At 43.0% G+C, this 17,019-nt stretch carries 11 protein-coding genes; 7 read left to right on the top strand and 4 right to left on the bottom strand.

Features of this window, described 5'->3' with window-relative positions; translation table 11 throughout:
* Positions 1-43 precede the first annotated feature (43 nt).
* The 7 genes from AB4209_RS16920 to AB4209_RS16890 all read left to right on the top strand — a co-directional run bounded on the left by AB4209_RS16920 (position 44) and on the right by AB4209_RS16890 (position 11,164).
* Positions 44-1,726, top strand: coding sequence for an SWIM zinc finger domain-containing protein (locus AB4209_RS16920; protein WP_372056559.1), 1,683 nt, complete (start codon positions 44-46; stop codon positions 1,724-1,726).
* A gap of 132 nt (positions 1,727-1,858) precedes the next feature.
* On the top strand, positions 1,859-5,155 hold the full coding sequence (locus tag AB4209_RS16915; RefSeq protein WP_372056557.1) for a type I restriction endonuclease subunit R: 3,297 nt from the start codon (positions 1,859-1,861) through the stop codon (positions 5,153-5,155).
* Between the two features lie 12 nt (positions 5,156-5,167).
* Positions 5,168-5,563 carry a (deoxy)nucleoside triphosphate pyrophosphohydrolase gene (locus AB4209_RS16910; protein ID WP_102393898.1) on the top strand — a complete coding sequence of 132 codons (396 nt, stop codon included), beginning with the start codon at positions 5,168-5,170 and terminating at the stop codon, positions 5,561-5,563.
* A gap of 12 nt (positions 5,564-5,575) precedes the next feature.
* Positions 5,576-7,363 (top strand): DNA/RNA helicase domain-containing protein, encoded by a 1,788-nt coding sequence (locus tag AB4209_RS16905; protein ID WP_372056555.1) that lies wholly within the window; start codon positions 5,576-5,578, stop codon positions 7,361-7,363.
* A 95-nt stretch (positions 7,364-7,458) separates the two neighbouring features.
* The gene (locus AB4209_RS16900) at positions 7,459-9,543 is read left to right on the top strand and encodes an McrB family protein (protein WP_372056553.1); all 2,085 of its coding nucleotides are present in this window, start codon (positions 7,459-7,461) and stop codon (positions 9,541-9,543) included.
* A 5-nt stretch (positions 9,544-9,548) separates the two neighbouring features.
* The gene (locus tag AB4209_RS16895) at positions 9,549-10,925 is read left to right on the top strand and encodes an McrC family protein (RefSeq protein WP_372056551.1); all 1,377 of its coding nucleotides are present in this window, start codon (positions 9,549-9,551) and stop codon (positions 10,923-10,925) included.
* A 62-nt stretch (positions 10,926-10,987) separates the two neighbouring features.
* Entirely contained in the window at positions 10,988-11,164 is a 177-nt protein-coding gene (locus tag AB4209_RS16890; protein WP_371714996.1) for an AlpA family transcriptional regulator, read from the top strand.
* A gap of 256 nt (positions 11,165-11,420) precedes the next feature.
* Here the strand turns inward: AB4209_RS16890 and AB4209_RS16885 are convergent, their stop codons facing one another.
* Genes AB4209_RS16885 through AB4209_RS16870 form a run of 4 tightly spaced genes read right to left on the bottom strand, consistent with a single transcriptional unit; the run spans position 11,421 to position 16,717 of the window.
* The gene (locus AB4209_RS16885; protein ID WP_102333411.1) at positions 11,421-12,119 is read right to left on the bottom strand and encodes a response regulator; all 699 of its coding nucleotides are present in this window, start codon (positions 12,117-12,119) and stop codon (positions 11,421-11,423) included.
* On the bottom strand, positions 12,116-13,525 hold the full coding sequence (locus AB4209_RS16880; RefSeq protein ID WP_372056549.1) for an ATP-binding protein: 1,410 nt from the start codon (positions 13,523-13,525) through the stop codon (positions 12,116-12,118). Before AB4209_RS16880 ends, AB4209_RS16885 begins: the two co-directional genes overlap by 4 nt.
* A 57-nt stretch (positions 13,526-13,582) precedes the next feature.
* Entirely contained in the window at positions 13,583-15,532 is a 1,950-nt protein-coding gene (locus tag AB4209_RS16875; protein ID WP_372056548.1) for a MacB family efflux pump subunit, read from the bottom strand.
* A 3-nt stretch (positions 15,533-15,535) separates the two neighbouring features.
* Complete coding sequence (locus tag AB4209_RS16870; protein ID WP_372056546.1) at positions 15,536-16,717, bottom strand: efflux RND transporter periplasmic adaptor subunit; 1,182 nt, start codon at positions 16,715-16,717, stop codon at positions 15,536-15,538.
* Between the last annotated feature and the right edge of the window lie 302 nt (positions 16,718-17,019).

Raw genomic sequence — 17,019 nt, 5'->3', positions numbered from 1 at the left:
TCCGAAATAGAACAAAGCAAAGCGTAGGTGGAACCATAATATAATGAACGCAACTAATACTCGTGAAATCGACATTTCTGAATTGACGACACTGTGTGAAACAAGCACTTTGCAAAAAGGCATCTTGCTTTCACGCAGTGGTGCAGTACGCAAGCTTAACCTTGTTGGCAACACCGCGACCGCACAGGTCAAAGGCAGCCTCAATTATCAAGTGAGCCTCGATTTCACTGGCGATCTGGTTGGCACTTGTACTTGCCCTGCGGCGCAATATCAAATGTTGTGCAAGCACGGCGTGGCGGTTGCCCTTTGCCTACAAGACCAAGAACAAGCTTTAAACCAAAGTAGTGAACGAGATACCATAAAAAATCACCTGCAAAGCCTTGGTGAAGAGGCCATGGTAGAGATGCTACTCGAATACCTAGAAGAAGATGAGTACACATGGAATGCACTGCTGACAAAAATTGAAATACGCGAAAAGCCAGCCGTATATGGCGAGCTGAAAAAGTTGGTTACCCAAGCCTTACCGCGAGAACAGCTCTGGGATTGGCGAGAAAGCCATGATTATTTCAACTCAGCAGAAATTCAATTGAACATGATCATTGAATCAATGCAAAGCATTAACGCCGATCATCAATGGAAATTAATCAACTACCTTGTTGAACGGTTGAATAAGGTGCTAGAGCAAATTGATGACTCCAATGGCGATCGTTATGGCATTGAAAGCATGATTAACGAACACATGCCAAAGACGCTGGCAAAGCTTAATTGGAGTGAGCAAGAGAAAGCGCAGTGGATGTTTGAGCGTTTGACCCATTATGAATTTGACGTATTTCCTTCGATTGAAGAGAGTTTTGGAGCGATTTGGCAATCTAACACCCACTTTCTAACCTTATGCCGCCAAGCGATAGATCAAGCATCGCAAGATGAGAGTAGCTGGAACTTACGCTCATGGGCAGTTCCGTTAATGAAACACAGCTCCGATTGGCGTGAAGTGGCGGAAATTAAACAAAAAATAGCACGAACGTGTCGAGATTATCTTGAAGTTGTTGATATGTTCATTGATGAGCAAGAGCCGTTAGAAGCTGAGTTTTGGTTAGCTAAGGCGAAAAAAATGGCGAGTGATTATGAACTTCGTGCGTGCGAACAAGCTCAATTCCGTCTTTATGTTGAACTAGGTGAAATCCATTCTGCATGGGTATTAGCTAACCGTTTGTTAGAACAATCACCAAGCTTTCAATATTATCAACAGTTAGCGAAGTTTAAAGCCAATTACCAAATTGATGATGTTGAATTTTTCTCCCGCACTGAACTGCTACTTGCCAATGCCTATCAACAACCAGACCGCTATAATCAAGCTTCTGATCGTACGGATGCCTTGGTTCTGTTCTATATCGATAACCAGCAATTAGACAAAGCGTGCGAATGGGTTGCCGAACATAAAATATCAATACAAGGACTTATTTCGCTTGCCGATCAAATTGTGGATGATAAACCTGAAAATACGCTGGATTATTATCTGCGAGCAGTCTCATCTTATATCGAACAGACCAATAATACGGCTTACGATCAAGCTTTAGAGTTACTTCGACGTTTAGAGAATATGCTGAAATCGCATCCTACTCAATTGGCGACATTTTATAGTCAGGTGGCGCAACTCGCTACCACGTACAAGCGTAAGCGTAATATGTTCGCTTTAATTCAGAAATATTATTCAAAATATATCTGATTCTGCGGAGGTGACAAGATCTGCGGTGTTGAGAAAATGGAACAAAGCCCGAAACCGAGTTACTACAAAACAAATTTAAATAACTCAATTTAGAAAACAACAAACAACGTCAAACAGCAGTAGGAAAAGGCGATGAGCTTAAAATTCACAGAAGCCAAATTAGAACAGGCCATTATTGAGCTATTGGGTGAGCAAGGCTACCCACACGTAGTGGGTGAACAAATAGCGCGTGAAGACAAAGAACAAGTACTCATTGTCGATGACTTACGACGCTACCTTGCCAAGCAGTACCGAGGCGATGGTATAACCGAGAGCGAAATCGACACCATTGTTCGTATGATCTCAACGTTGCCTGCCAGTGATTTGTACCATAGCAATAAAACCTTCTGCCAATGGCTAACGAATGGCTTCTTGTTTAAGCGTGAAGATCGCTCAAAGAAAGACCTCTATATTGAGTTAATCGATACAAGACATTTGGCACAAGCCTTACGCTTGATGTTTGTCCCGTTGCTAGAGAATAAATCTAAATCAGATAATACTGATAGAGAAGTTGCAGAGGGTAATGTTAGTTACTTAGAAACATATCGCCTAGACCCGACTGATACCAATATCTATAAAATCGTTAACCAGCTAGAGATTGAGGGGGTCGATGAACAAATTCGAATCCCTGATGGCATCCTTTATGTGAACGGCTTACCGCTGGTGGTGTTTGAATTTAAAAGTGCCGTGCGAGAGAAAGACGCGACCATTTTTGATGCATGGAAGCAAATCTGTGTGCGTTATCGCCGTGATATTCCCAAGCTGTTCGTCTACAACGCGATGTGCATCATCAGTGATGGTGTGAACAACAAAATGGGTAACCTGTTTGCGCCGTATGAGTTTTTTTACGCGTGGCGCAAAGTAACGGGCAACGAGTCTACCGAAAAAGAGGGTATTAATTCCCTCTACACCATGATTGCCGGGTTGTTTAACCAAACTCGATTACTTGATGTAGTGAAGAACTTTGTCTTCTTCCCTGATACCTCTAAGAAAGAGATAAAAGTCTGTTGTCGTTACCCGCAGTACTACGCAGCGCGTAAGCTTTACTACAACATAGACAAAGAACGTAAGCCATACGGTAGTGGTAAAGGCGGTACTTACTTTGGTGCAACAGGGTGTGGTAAGAGCTTTACCATGCAGTTTCTATCTCGCCTATTGATGAAAAGCATCGATTTTGAAAGCCCGACCATTGTACTTATTACCGACCGTAACGATCTCGATGATCAGCTTTCTAAACAGTTCTGTAATGCCTCTGATTACATTGGTGATGAGATGGTTGTGCCAGTTAAAAGCCGTCAAGATTTAAGAGACAAGCTGCAAGGCATCAAGAGTGGTGGTGTGTTCCTGACTACCATTCATAAGTTCACCGAAGACATCGAATTGCTTTCAGAGCGTACAAACATCATCTGTATTTCCGATGAAGCTCACCGTTCACAGGTCAACCTCGATAAGAAAGTGGTGATCAAATATCAAGATGGTATAGCCGTCGATGTGAAAGAGACATACGGCTTTGCTAAGTATCTGCACGATTCTCTACCAAGCGCGACTTACGTTGGTTTCACCGGAACGCCGATAGATGCCACCCTTGATGTATTTGGTGATGCAGTAGACAGCTACACCATGACAGAATCGGTTAATGATGAAATTACGGTTCGTATTGTTTATGAAGGCCGAGCAGCCAAAGTCATTCTTGATAACAGCAAGCTTGAAGAGGTAGAGAAATACTACCAAGCGTGCGCAGAAGCTGGCACCAATGAACATCAGATAGAAGAGAGTAAGAAAGCTACTGCCAATATGAACGCGATTCTTGGCGACCCTGACCGTATTGAAGCTTTGGCGAAAGACTTTGTTGAACATTATGAAGGGCGAGTTAAAGAAGGTTCTACGATAAAGGGCAAGGCGATGTTTGTCTGTGCGAGTCGTGAAATCGCGTTTGATTTTTATAAGCAAGTCAAAATCTTAAGGCCAGAATGGTTTGAGGAAAAGCTATCAATTGATGGCGTCGAGCTGACTGATAAAGAGAAAGAAGAGTTAAAGCCACTTGCGATGGTGCAAATGGTGATGACGCGCGGCAAAGACGATGATCCTGATCAGTACAGCCTGTTAGGAACCAAGGAATATCGAAAATCGCTCGACCAGCAGTTTAAGAGTCCTAAGTCGAATTTCAAAATAGCCATTGTAGTCGACATGTGGTTAACAGGTTTTGACGTTCCTGAATTGGATACTATCTACATCGATAAGCCGTTGCAGAAACACAACCTGATTCAAACCATCTCACGTGTTAACCGTAAGTTTGAAGGCAAGGCGAAAGGGCTGGTTGTCGATTACATTGGTATCAAGTCGCGAATGAATCAAGCCTTAGCAATGTATTCAAAGGCTGATGAGACTAACTTTGAAGATATTCGTTTTTCTGTCATTGAGGTGAAGAACCATCTCGATCTGTTAAGGCAGATGTTCCACAAGTTCGATACGTCCGGTTATTACACAGGAGAGCCGTGTAAGCAGCTAGAGTGCCTTAATCAGTCGGCAGAATACATCCTTCAAACCAAGAAAGGCGAAACTCGATTCATGGCTTTAGTCGGCCGTATGAAGGCGGCTTATGATGTTTGCTGTGGTAGTGAATTGTTATCTCAGCAAGAGCGTGACCAAATTCACTTCTATATCGCAGTGCGCTCTATCATCTTTAAGCTAACCAAAGGTGATGCACCAGACACGGCACAAATGAATAGACGTGTTCGTGAGTTAGTGGCAGAAGCACTTCGTGCCGATGGAGTAGAAGAGATCTTTACGATTGGTGATGAGCACGCCGAAGCTATCGATATTTTTGACGAAGATTACCTAGCTCGTATCAACAAGATTAAGCTGCCAAACACCAAGATTCAGTTGCTTCAAAAGCTGTTAGAGAAGGCGATAAGTGATTTTAAAAAGGTCAACCAGCTGCAAGGCATGAACTTCTCTAAGCGCTTCCAATCGCTGGTGGAGCAATACAACGAACGTCGTGAAAATGATGTGTTGAATGGCGAGGAGTTCGATACCTTCTCTCAAGAAATGACGGACATTATCTTTGATATCGTGAAAGAAATGGGCTCGTTTGAAGACCTAGGTATCGACCTAGAAGAGAAAGCGTTCCTCGATATCTTGAACCACATGCGCAAGAAGTACGATTTCACTTACGACGATGACAAGATGCTCGAACTGGCGAAGGAGATGAAAACCACAGTAGACAATGTCGCCCAATATCCAGACTGGGCAGGGCGCGATGATATAAAAGCCAAATTGAAAGTGGATTTAATCTTACTGCTACACAAATACGGCTTCCCACCAGTCGCCAACGATGATGTATACAAAGGCGTGCTAGAGCAGGCTGAGAATTATAAGAAGAATAGTTAGGGGCAAGTGAATATGGTTAAAAAAATAGAAGTAGTAGCGGCCATTATTCAACATGAAGATAAAACTTTGTGTGTTCAGCGCGGTCCTTCAAAGTTAGCTTATATCCATGAGAAGTTTGAATTTCCCGGCGGGAAAGTGGAAGTAGGTGAGCAGAGAGAAGAAGCCATTAAAAGAGAGTTGAATGAAGAGCTGCATCTGAATATCGAACATGTAGATTATTTCATGACGGTTGAGCATGCTTACCCTGACTTTCATATCACGATGCACGCTTATTTATGTCCTGTCGAAAACCGAAAGATAGTACTTACTGAGCATATTCAAGCATTGTGGTTAAATCTCGATGAACTAACTTCTTTAGATTGGGCTGCAGCTGATGTTCCTATCGTTGCAAAGTTGCAAGCAAACTGAAGAGGACCGTGAATGACTTATTGCTATGCAAATAGGATTGATGTCTTTCTTCAAGAACAAGAAGAAAACTGGTTGGCCAACATGTGTTCTGAGTTTTGTATTAACTTCCCTGGCTTAGAGCTCGGTGAACTTCAGAAACGAGCTTGGGTTGATTGTTTTCATCATCTTCAGAAAGAACTCTCCAAGCGTGCCCAATCTGATGGCTATGTTATTTTTGAGTATGCTCTACCAATGGAAGGAGGGCGTAGGCCTGATGTTCTGCTTCTAGTCGAAAATAAGCTATTCATTTTAGAATTCAAAATGAAGGATCGCTATCAGCGAGCGGATTATGATCAGCTGTGCGGCTATTATCGAGATCTCTGTAATTACCATCATGAAAGCGCCGAGCTAGAGGTGATTGCCGGTTTGGTTTTGACTCAATCCACCGGCAAATTAACGGATATCGAAAGTAATATCTCAATCCTATCTAGCGATAAACTCAAAGCCTTTCTTGATAAGTATTTAACGGGCGCTCCTACTAACACTGATTTAAAACAGTGGCTTGAATCGCCCTATGCACCATTACCTAATCTAGTAGATGCAGCGGTAGAGATATTTCAAAACAACCCAATAGAAGAACTAAAGAGTGCTAAGAGTGCAGGGATTTATGAAGCGCTTGATGAGTTGGATAAAGTTACTGCTTGGGTTGAGAGCGAAGGAAATAGAAATCGGGCGAGTGTATTAACCCTGGTTACTGGTGTTCCTGGAGCAGGGAAGACGTTGCTGGGTTTGGAGTTTGTACATCGGAACAAAAGAGGTCAGTTTCTATCTGGGAATGGCCCGCTGGTAGATGTCTTGCAATATGCTCTTGATGACAAAACGTTTGTTCGCGCGTTGAAAGACTTTAAACGCGAATACATGAAGCCACGTACAACCCCTCATACTAATTTGGTTGTTTTTGATGAAGCTCAGAGGATGTGGGACGAAAATAAAAACAAGAATTACCAAATGTCGGAGCCTTCTTGCATCATCAGGATCGCAGATAAAGATAAAGATAAAGATAAAGATAAAACGCCTTGTCACTATGTCGCTCTAGTTGGAGAGGGACAAGAGATTTATGTAGGTGAAGAGGTGGGTATTTCTCTTTGGTGTGATGCTTTGAAAAGTAGTGAAGAGCCTTGGATTGTTTTTTGCCCACCAGCGTTAGAGCATCATTTTCAATTCATGAGCAGTAATCGTGTTCGAGTAAACCCATTGCTAAATTTAGATCAGTCTTTACGATCTCATAGCGCAAGTTTATATCCTAAGTGGGTGGAAGGTGTTTTGAATGATAAGCCGGATGTTGCGCTGGCTAAGCAGACGATTAAAGACGGTTTCAATATCTATCTAACCAGAGATTTGGATAAAGCTAAAAGGTATTGCAGAACCAGGTACCAAGGCACAGCCAAGAAGTACGGGTTATTAAGTTCTTCCAGTAATACGAAGTACACTGAAGAAACTGTCGGTCCATGGTTTCATGATGATGTGAGTGCTCCAAAATCGTGTTGTCAGTTTGAGCGGACCATCGATGAATTTAAGTGCCAAGGTTTAGAGCTTGATATGCCGATTCTTGTTTGGGCTGATGACTTTATTTTTGACGGGAGAGGGTGGCAACTTTACAAGGGGAATCAAAAAGTGAGAGACCCCTATCAAATAAAACTTAATAGTTACCGGGTACTGATGACAAGAGGTAGAGATGGCGTAGTGTTTTATTTCCCTCAAGAGGCACTGTTCGACGAAACTTACGAATATTTCTTAGGTGCAGGTGCACAATGCCTATAAAGGCAGCAATCATTCAATCAAAACTATAGTTGTGTTTATCAAAATCCTGTTAGAACAGGACAAATCAAGAATAATAGTAAGGAAAGAGGCTAGGTATGGACGTTTCAAAGCGGTCAGTTGAGGATGCCGTAACTCAGTTGAAGCAAGATGGTTATTACGAAAAGGACTTTCATCACTTTGTTGAAATTGACGGCAATTTGTATCCAGCAAAAAGACTCTACAGTGTGATTTTTGATGTCCACCACAGTCAGTGTCATACGTCTGAAGCTGAGAGGTTTTTTGAAAAGCAAGGGTATAAATTAGTCAACAAAGACCCACTACAAACTATCCCTAATATTTGGAAAGTTTCCCATGGTTTCAACGAAATATCTGAAAGCGTATCCCAATGGCTAGACGAAAATAACTATCTAGCTGTACATAGCGAAACAGCAAAAAGTCAGGGCAGTCGTTTTATCAAGGAAGTCAAAGTTAGTGATATCGTAAGCCTTTCTCGCAGCGGTTATTTAAAGGCCTTGGTACGAGTCACTGGAGAGGCTATGTTCGATGATGAATCTCCTTTAGATCATGGTTGGAGGTTTCGAAAGTATGAGTTAGTCCGTTCTTTGTCAGAGTTACAAAAGTACGCAGGCCCAAGTAAAGGTTGGGCCCCAAGCTATAACAGTACTCTTGCAAAGGTATACCAGCAAAAACAAGACCTAAAGCTATTTGAAGAGAGCATTCTGCAACCATACTACTCGATGAGTTTAGATGAACTGAGAGTTAAGCATGATAGTGAGAAGGAAAGCCAAATGAACCATGAATATAGTAGTCACAGTATCATCTCTCCGCTTAACCAAATTTTGTATGGGCCGCCAGGCACTGGTAAAACCTATCATACTATTGAAGCCGCAGTTCAAGCCGCTGATCCTGACTTTTACGCCAGCATAAACATTGATCCTGAAACCGGTGTATCAGAAGAGCAAAGAGGCTCACTAACGAAAAAATACAAAGCACTGACTGCCGCTGGTCGAATTCGTTTTGTCACATTTCATCAAAGCTATGGGTATGAAGAGTTTGTGGAAGGACTCAGTGCTAAAACAGAAGGCGGTCAAATTTCTTACTATGAAAAAGAGGGTGTATTTAAGGCGCTCTGTGAAAAAGCTAAGGACTACCAAGAAACCAAAACCACGGATGAGAAAGATGATTTTGATACATTGTGGGGGCGTTTTTTAAATAGTTTGTCTGAACTAGAAGAGGGCGTTCGAGTCGACACCGTTCGTACGTTTTTCAGAGTGACTGATGTCGATAACAACACAATTCGCTTCGAAAAAGACAAAGGCGAATCAACCCATTCTTTGAGTGTAAAAACCTTAAAAGACATTTTTCATGGTGATCGAGTGATTAATGGAGGATTGAACCCTTACTATTCTGCTTTGATCAAGCATTTAGAAAAACTTGCGCATAGTAAGCGCGAAGTCAAAACAGAACGCCAAAACTATGTATTAGTTATCGATGAGATCAATCGAGGTAATATCTCAAAAATTTTTGGTGAACTGATTACCTTAATTGAACCTTCTAAGCGCAATGGTGCGCAGGAGCCGCTAGAAGTCACCTTACCTTATTCTGGTGATACTTTCTCAGTGCCAGATAACCTATATATCATCGGCACTATGAACACGGCGGACCGTTCATTGGCAATGATGGACACAGCATTACGTCGTCGTTTCGACTTTAAAGAGATGATGCCAAACCCCGCGCTTTTTGCTGATAAAGAAGTTAAGGGCATCAATTTATCTAAATTGCTCGAAACACTTAACAAGCGAATTGAAGTTCTCTATGACCGAGAGCATACGCTTGGTCATGCTTTCTTGTTCCCTGTTTTCAATGAAGTTGATGAAGGCAAGGCGTTTATCGAGCTACAGTCAGCATTTAAGAACAAGATAATCCCACTATTGGAAGAGTATTTTTATGAAGATTGGAGCAAGATTCGTTTAGTCCTTGGTGACAGTTTGAAACAAGATGACAGACTACAATTTTTAAAAAGAACTGAAGACTCCTACAGTGAGTTATTTGGCCCTGAACATGGATTAGAGTTGTATGAGGATTGCAAAGTGACATACTCATTCAAGCCTTTTGGGGCAGGGACTGTTTGGCAAAATCCGACAGCGTTTAAAACTATCTACGCAAAAGATAGCGAGTAAGCTTAGTGAAAGCCAAGCAAGAAATCACTCTTTTCGAGTATGACTGTTTAGTGAGTGAAGATGTGCTTAAAGATCAGACTACATCTTCACACATTCAAGCTATCTCTGTATCAGCCTATCAATATCTCAAGCAGCTTTGCTTAAGTAATGAGAATGAAAGAAACCTTCTCCAATTACGTCGTCGAAATGGTATGGAAGTTCTGCAAGTTCAAAACTATGCAGGAGTTATGTTCACGCCAGATAAAACGCAAATTGAAATCTTGCCTAAAATCGGAAAAGGCTTCACAGATGAAGGTAGTGACAACAACTATGATGACGCTTATGTGAAAGCTCGGTACACACTACTAGTAATGTTACGTGCGTTGAAAGGTTTCTCACATATTCAAAGCTCGAATGCTAATATTACTCGCCAAAGAATGCCGTTGTTAGAGGTATTTATAGGCCAGTTCTTACAGTCGGTGAACACGCTCGTAAAACGTGGCTTAAGAAGTGACTATGTACGTAGAGAAGACAATTTAGGTTTTTTAAAGGGGAAGCTGAATGTAGGAAAACAAGTTAGGCATAACTCCATTAGTAAGCATAAATTTTACTGTGAGTACGATGAGTTCTTACTCGATCGTCCCGTAAACCGGTTAATGCATAGTGCTCTAAAACGAGTCAAAGGCTATACGCGGAGTGCAGATAATCAGAAGTTGTTACAAGAGCTAGACTTTGTATTCAATGAAATACCAGAGAGTAAGGACTACAGCGTTGATTTTTCGAAAGTCAGGCTTGATAGAGGGATGAGCTACTACCAAATACCTTTAGACTGGTGTCGACTAATCTTAGAAGGTTTTTCTCCACAAACGATGAAAGGTAGTGCTAACGCAGCTTCTCTTTTGTTCCCGATGGAAAAGGTATTTGAAGACTACGTTGCTAAAGTTCTAAAAGAACAACTAGCGGTCAGCCATCCTAAGCTCAGTGTTAGTACACAAGTTACTGGTGAATACCTTGCCCGTTATGACGGTAGAAACAAATTCAGTTTACGCCCGGACTTGATCATTAAGGAAGGGAGCACCAATCAAGTCGTACTCGATACGAAGTGGAAGCTCCTCAATACCAAGTTAAGTAATTCAAATATCTCCCAATCGGATATTTACCAACTGTTTGCTTATGCAAAAAAATACCTTGCGGATGATGAAAGTGGACAGGATGTAGTGCTTATTTACCCTAGCCAAGATAACTTTGATGAAGCACTGCATTTCCCCTTTGAGTTGGGAGGTGGGCATCAGCTTTGGGTCGTACCATTCGATATATCAGAGAAGGAATATACGGGTATCAGATGGCCACTAGATTTCAATTTTACCTCTAGAGCGGAAGTCTCTCAAAGGTCACCTAACTAATGTGGTTCCTTGAAGTCACAAAGGTATACATTTTCGCGAGTAATTATAAATAAGGCATACCAATGAGATTTCTTAAAATAAAAGAAGTCATGAAAAAGACTGCGTTAAGCAGATCCTCTATTTATCGCAAGATAAGTGAGGGCTCATTTCCTAAGCCCGCACCTATAGGAGAAAGAGCTGTTGCTTGGCTCGACAATGAAGTGGAAGAGTGGATGACAGAGTGTTTAAATCAGCGATGACTGACAGCTAATAATGTCGGTGAACAACAAAGATTGAAACTTTTCTGTTACGCGGGGCTGATTGCTACGTGACGCTATAACAAAGAATTGACAATAAAGATCAAAACTCAATGCCACTCAATAGGCTAACTCAAAGCAAAAAGTTACAATAAAGTTCGAAACTTTTCGATGCTTTTTGTCTATTCTGTCTTTTGTTGTAGCAAGCTTTTGCCCCAATACGAGTTACGAGCACATCTGAAGCTGCAATACTTACCTCTCAAATTCGTTGAGTAAACTTATAACCAACACCATAAACAGAGCGAATTGGTGATTCGCCCGTAGAGACTTGGCCTACTTTTTTACGAATATTCTTGATGTGAGTGTCGATGTTGCGATCCGATACATCAGCCGTGTCTGAATAAGCCCGATTTAAGATATCGTCACGGCTGAACACTCGACCTGTGTTCTCAAGAAACAGTTTTAGGATCTTGAACTCTTGTGGCGTCAGGTCAATTAAAGCTCCTTCAAAGCGAACTTCAAACTCATCAGGCTTCATTTCAAAACCAGAGTCGATGATCATGGATGCTTGCTGATTTGCCGAATTTATCGGTGTCACTCGGCGCAGCACCGTTTTGATGCGGGCGATGACTTCGCGTGGACTGAATGGTTTACAGATATAATCATCGGCGCCAAACTCAAGCCCCAGCAGTCGGTCAATCTCTTCGCTTTTTGCCGTAATCATAATAATTGGCAGTTGAGAAAATGCCCGAACCTGTTTACAAATATCCATGCCATCGGTATCTGGCAGCATTAAATCAAGCAGCATCATATCAACATGGTGAGTTCTGATATGGTTGATGACGTTTGAACCACTCGCGAGATGTGTTGCTTCAAAGCCACTGTTTTGGCAATACGCCACCAGAACTTCTGCGATATGAGCTTCATCCTCGACAATCAAAACTTGAGGTTTCGTCATAGGTTTACTTCCTTAAACAGTGGTAATCGGATGGTCACTTTTAGGCCACCAAGTGGAGAATTACTAGCAATAACAATGCCTTGATGCGCTTCGGCAATTTGTTTACACAGAGCCAAGCCTAGCCCTGAACCGCCATGTTCGCGGTTTCGAGAGGACTCGACTCTGAAGAAACGATCAAACAATTTGTTGTGCATCTCAACAGGTACGCTTGGCGCCGAGTCTTGTAAGACTAATGTGAGGTCTTGATCTTCAATCTGAGCAATTAGGTTCACTTGCCCTTTAGCATGCGTATATCGGTAGCTGTTTTCCAATAAATTAGTAAATAGCTGCTTCAGGCGGTCACTATCGCCAAGTATCTGACAACGTTCATTGTTTAGCAGGGGGGTTAACGTCGAACAGTTAACAGAAAGTGGCTTTTGATCGAGTTTTGCTTCAAATCCGCTCAACACTTCCAGTAACAATTGTACTGGCTGCACCACCTCTTTTTTATAGGAGAGTCCACCGACATCGGTGATAGAGAGTTGGTACAGGTCGTTAACGATGCGGCTTAATGAATCCACCTGATCCACCATTAGTTGAATGCGCTTTTCATCGGCTTGGAAAACCCCATCTTGAATGGCCATCAGTTGTCCACGCATCACGGTTAATGGTGTCTTAAGCTCGTGCGAAACATCCGACATCCATACCGATCGGTTATTTTGGTTTTGCTCTAAGGTTTGCGCCAGAATATTCACGTTTTCCGCCAGATGAGCAATTTCATCTTTGCTCTGTTTCTCAACGCGAACTTGATAATCGCCTCGAATCATTCGATAGGTACCAGATATAAGGCGACTGATGGGTGAGACAAGATGTCGCGAGAAAACCCATGCAGTAACAAATGACAGAACAACCACAGCAAGTGCGATGGTGTAGTAATTTCTGGTTTGTTTGGCCAGAAACTCATTCTCTGCACTGTAGCTATTAATTTGAGCGGGTATGAATGAGAGGTAGCCCACTAAGTTACCATTATGCAGAATGCGCTGGTTGCGCGCATCGGGGTGAAACTCTTTACGCCCGATCACCACCTCTTTATTGGCATCAAAAAGACTCACTCGTCTCGGTACGTGAAGTAAGCGACCCAAGCTATATTCGCTCTCCGCCTCTTGTGTTGATTGGTCTGCTTTTCGATGAAAGTTAGCAATACTTTTCCACAATGCGTCATCTTGTTTTAACGACTCCCAGCTCTTTTCTTGGTCGTAAAAAAGAGTCAATTGCTCTTGTAGCGCGGCAACATGCTTTAATTCCTCAGCTTCCACGTAATCATTGAAACCCGTAGATAAGTTATGCGTGACCAGCAGCAACATTAATCCCACCGATGTAAAGCTAGTCACACAGAAAGTGAAGAAGAATTTGTAGAGTAGTTTCAATGTTCTGTCCTAGTAAAGGTTCGCCACACACACCATAAGGAATGGGGCGTTTTTGGTTTAATCTCGCGCTAGTGCTTCTACTGGATCGAGTTTGGCGGCATTGCTCGCGGGTAGAAATCCAAAGACAACGCCAATTAAAGTCGAGCAACTGAATGCTGCGATGATAGAACTTGTTGAATAAATCATTCGAATGTCACTACCCATATACCCTAATGCAAAGCCAGCAAAGTAAGCCAAGCCTATTCCCATCAAGCCACCTAAAACACAGACTAACACAGCTTCAATCAGAAATTGGCGCAGGATGTCGGTTTGTCTGGCTCCGACGGCCATACGAATGCCTATCTCCCTCGTGCGCTCGGTAACGGACACCAACATAATATTCATTACCCCAATTCCGCCAACAACCAGCGAGATAAAGGCGATGGCTGAGATGAGCATGGTCATGGTTGATGAGGTTTTCTTAATGTTTTGGCGAATAGCGTCTGTATTGACTGTAAAGAAATCCTCGGCACCATGACGCACTTTGATGAGCGTGATAATCGCCTGTTCAGCCGCTGAACTTGATACCTCGTCATTGAGTCTTACCGTAATGTCGTTAACATAGCTTTGGTTAAGTAATCGGCCCGATACTGTCGAGTAGGGGAGCCAAACATTCAACGTATCGCTGCTGGTAAGGCTATCATCTTGCTCTGCGGTGACACCGATGACGCGCACAGGCAATTGACCAAGAAAGATGACCTTACCAATCGGGTCCTCCCCCTGAAATACATCGGTTACGACATTGGCGTCAATGATCGCCACTTGCTCGAGCGAATCGATACTCTCTTGACTGAAAAACTGCCCTTTATCGAGCTCAAGCCCCTTAACTCGAAAGTAGTCTAAACCCACTCCCTCAACGCTTCCTGTATGCGCTTCACTGGCATAACGAATGGCACCATTCGCTCGTACTGTTGGTGTCACGCTATCAACAAATGCAAAGTTTTCGAGCACTTTGGCATCATCCGCAGTAAGCGTTCGGATACGACCCGAGTGTTTATCACCCCTGCCAGTTCCGGGTTTTATCTCTATCGTGTTGGTGCCCATGTTTGCCATGTTCTCAAGGATGGTTTGCTGGGAGCCAGTACCCATTGCCACAACCGATACCACCGAGGCGATACCGATGATGATCCCTAACATGGTCAGAAAGGTTCGTAGACGGTTGTTAGACATCGCAAGCAACGCCATCTTAAACGCCTCTAGATAGCGAAAAATGCTGAGTTGTTTGTTGTGATCTTGGATCGCGTTGTTCTCTTTAGCGACAACGTTTGATTTAGGTTTATCGTGGTTTTGCTGGTCTTGGATGATTTGACCATCTTTGATCTCAATGACTCGATCAGCAAACGCGGCAACCTTAGGGTCGTGAGTAACAAGAATGATGGTATGTCCGTCAGCGTGAAGCTCCTGAATAAGTTGCATCATCTCTTTGCCGCTGTGACTATCGAGCGCACCTGTCGGTTCGTCAGCAAGGATCACATCGCCACCATTGACCAGTGCTCGGGCGACACTCACACGCTGCTGCTGACCACCACTTAATTGATTGGGCTTATGATCAAGGCGCTCCTCTAAACCCAATCGAGTGAGTAGCTGCTCGGCTTTCTCACGGCGTTGCTCTTTGGTTGTATTCGCATACAAAGCAGGGATCTCTGCATTCTCAAGCGCCGTTAAGTCACTCAGTAGATGATAGCGCTGGAAAATAAAGCCGAAGTTTTCTCGTCTTAGTTGTGCAAGCTGATCAGCATCCATATTTGAGACATCCTGACCATCAATCAGATATTGGCCTTGGGATGGTTTATCAAGACAACCAAGAATGTTCATCAATGTAGATTTTCCTGAGCCAGAAGCGCCGATAATCGCCACCATCTCGCCTCGATTTATCGCTAGGTCAATGTTGTTCAGCACAGTGAGTGCTTGATCGCCAGATTGGAACGCTCGGCTCACGCCTTTGATTTCTAGTAGTGGATTATTCATCGCTTACATCCTCATTGGGCCTTGGCCGCGTATGGGCATATCGCTAGACGCGGTTGACGAGGCTTGACCAACCACCACCTCATCTCCCTCTTGAAGGCCAGATGTTATTTCTGCATATATATTATTGTTAAGCCCAACTTCGACCTGTCTTAGCTCCACTTTTCCACCCTGAATAACAGGAACTTGAAAGCCATCTTTGCCAGAGTTTTGTAGTATTTGCGCTGGGATCATCAAAGCATCATCCGCACTATCAAGAACAATCGACACCTGAGCTGTCATGCCAATGCGTAAGAGTCTGTCTGGGTTTTGCACCTCGAAGCGTGCGTTGTAGTAGATCGCATCGCTGTCGCCAATTTCTAGATTGCTATCATCACCGTTCATTAAGGTCGGGCCCGGTTCAATTGAGCGTAATACGCCACTAAAGCGTGTATCTGGCTCGCCAAGAATCGAAAAGTAAGCCTGTTGCTCCTCACTGACATGGATAACATCCGCCTCAGAAATTTGAGCACGTACCACCATGGTATCGAGATCGGCAATCTCAACAATGGATGGGGTAGATTGATTGGTGTTGACCGTTTGTCCTTCCTCTACTGAAACGTACACCACAGTGCCACTCATTGGGGCATCAATCGTGGTGTAGCTCAGATTTAGACGAGCAGTATCGACGTTGATTTCGGCTTTCTGTTTTTCTGCAACTAGCTGATCTAATTCAGCTTCGTAGATAGCAAGCTCTGCTTCAGCACTGTCGTAATCCGCTTGTGATGACGCCTTGTTACTTAGCATCGACTTATAGCGCTCAAAGGTGGAGGTTGATTTCTTGATCATGGCTTGCTTAGCACGAATTTGCGCTTCGATAGAGTCGAGAGAAGCAAGCGCTTCTTTTAGCTCATTTTGTTGAGTGAGGCTGTCTATCTGTCCGATCAACTCTCCTTGCTGGACTTCTTGACCTAACTCGACAGCAATTTGTTCAATTTCTCCGGAGACTTGAGCACCGACGTTAACCAATTTATTTGGGTAAAGCACACCATTGCTCAGCACGACATCCTTGATGTTGCCTCTACGCACCATGTCAGTGGTGTACACCATTTCTTGTTGAGCGTTCTGAGCTTGGTAGTAGTATGCGCCGCTACCTATAGAGCCAATCATCAAGCATGTAATAATCGCTTTGGTTAGTTTTTTCATCATATCCCCTGAAAGGTTAAGTCGGCTGAATGAACGTTGCCTTGATTGATGATGAAATAATAACTAACAAAGATAGGGGAAAAATGAAGTGCGGTAATTTTTAAATAACTGAATAGTAAAGGTTAATTTGAATTGTGAAGAGATAATGAAGATTATGGTGTGTGCTATGAGACTATAATAAGTATTCGCTATTGATAACCGAAAGATTAGATGCAGATATCTGCCATTTAATGGAATGGAGCTTTTATTCTAAACCATTTTTGTCCGTGCGACCTGAGGTCGCACGGACAATAACAAGTTAGGAG

Origin of the sequence: Vibrio sp. 10N.286.48.C11 (assembly GCF_041469805.1) — a bacterium.
In the GTDB taxonomy this organism is placed as follows: domain Bacteria; phylum Pseudomonadota; class Gammaproteobacteria; order Enterobacterales; family Vibrionaceae; genus Vibrio; species Vibrio crassostreae_C.
Note: the sequence above shows the minus strand (reverse complement) of the source record. Positions and strands in the feature narration are given on the sequence as shown.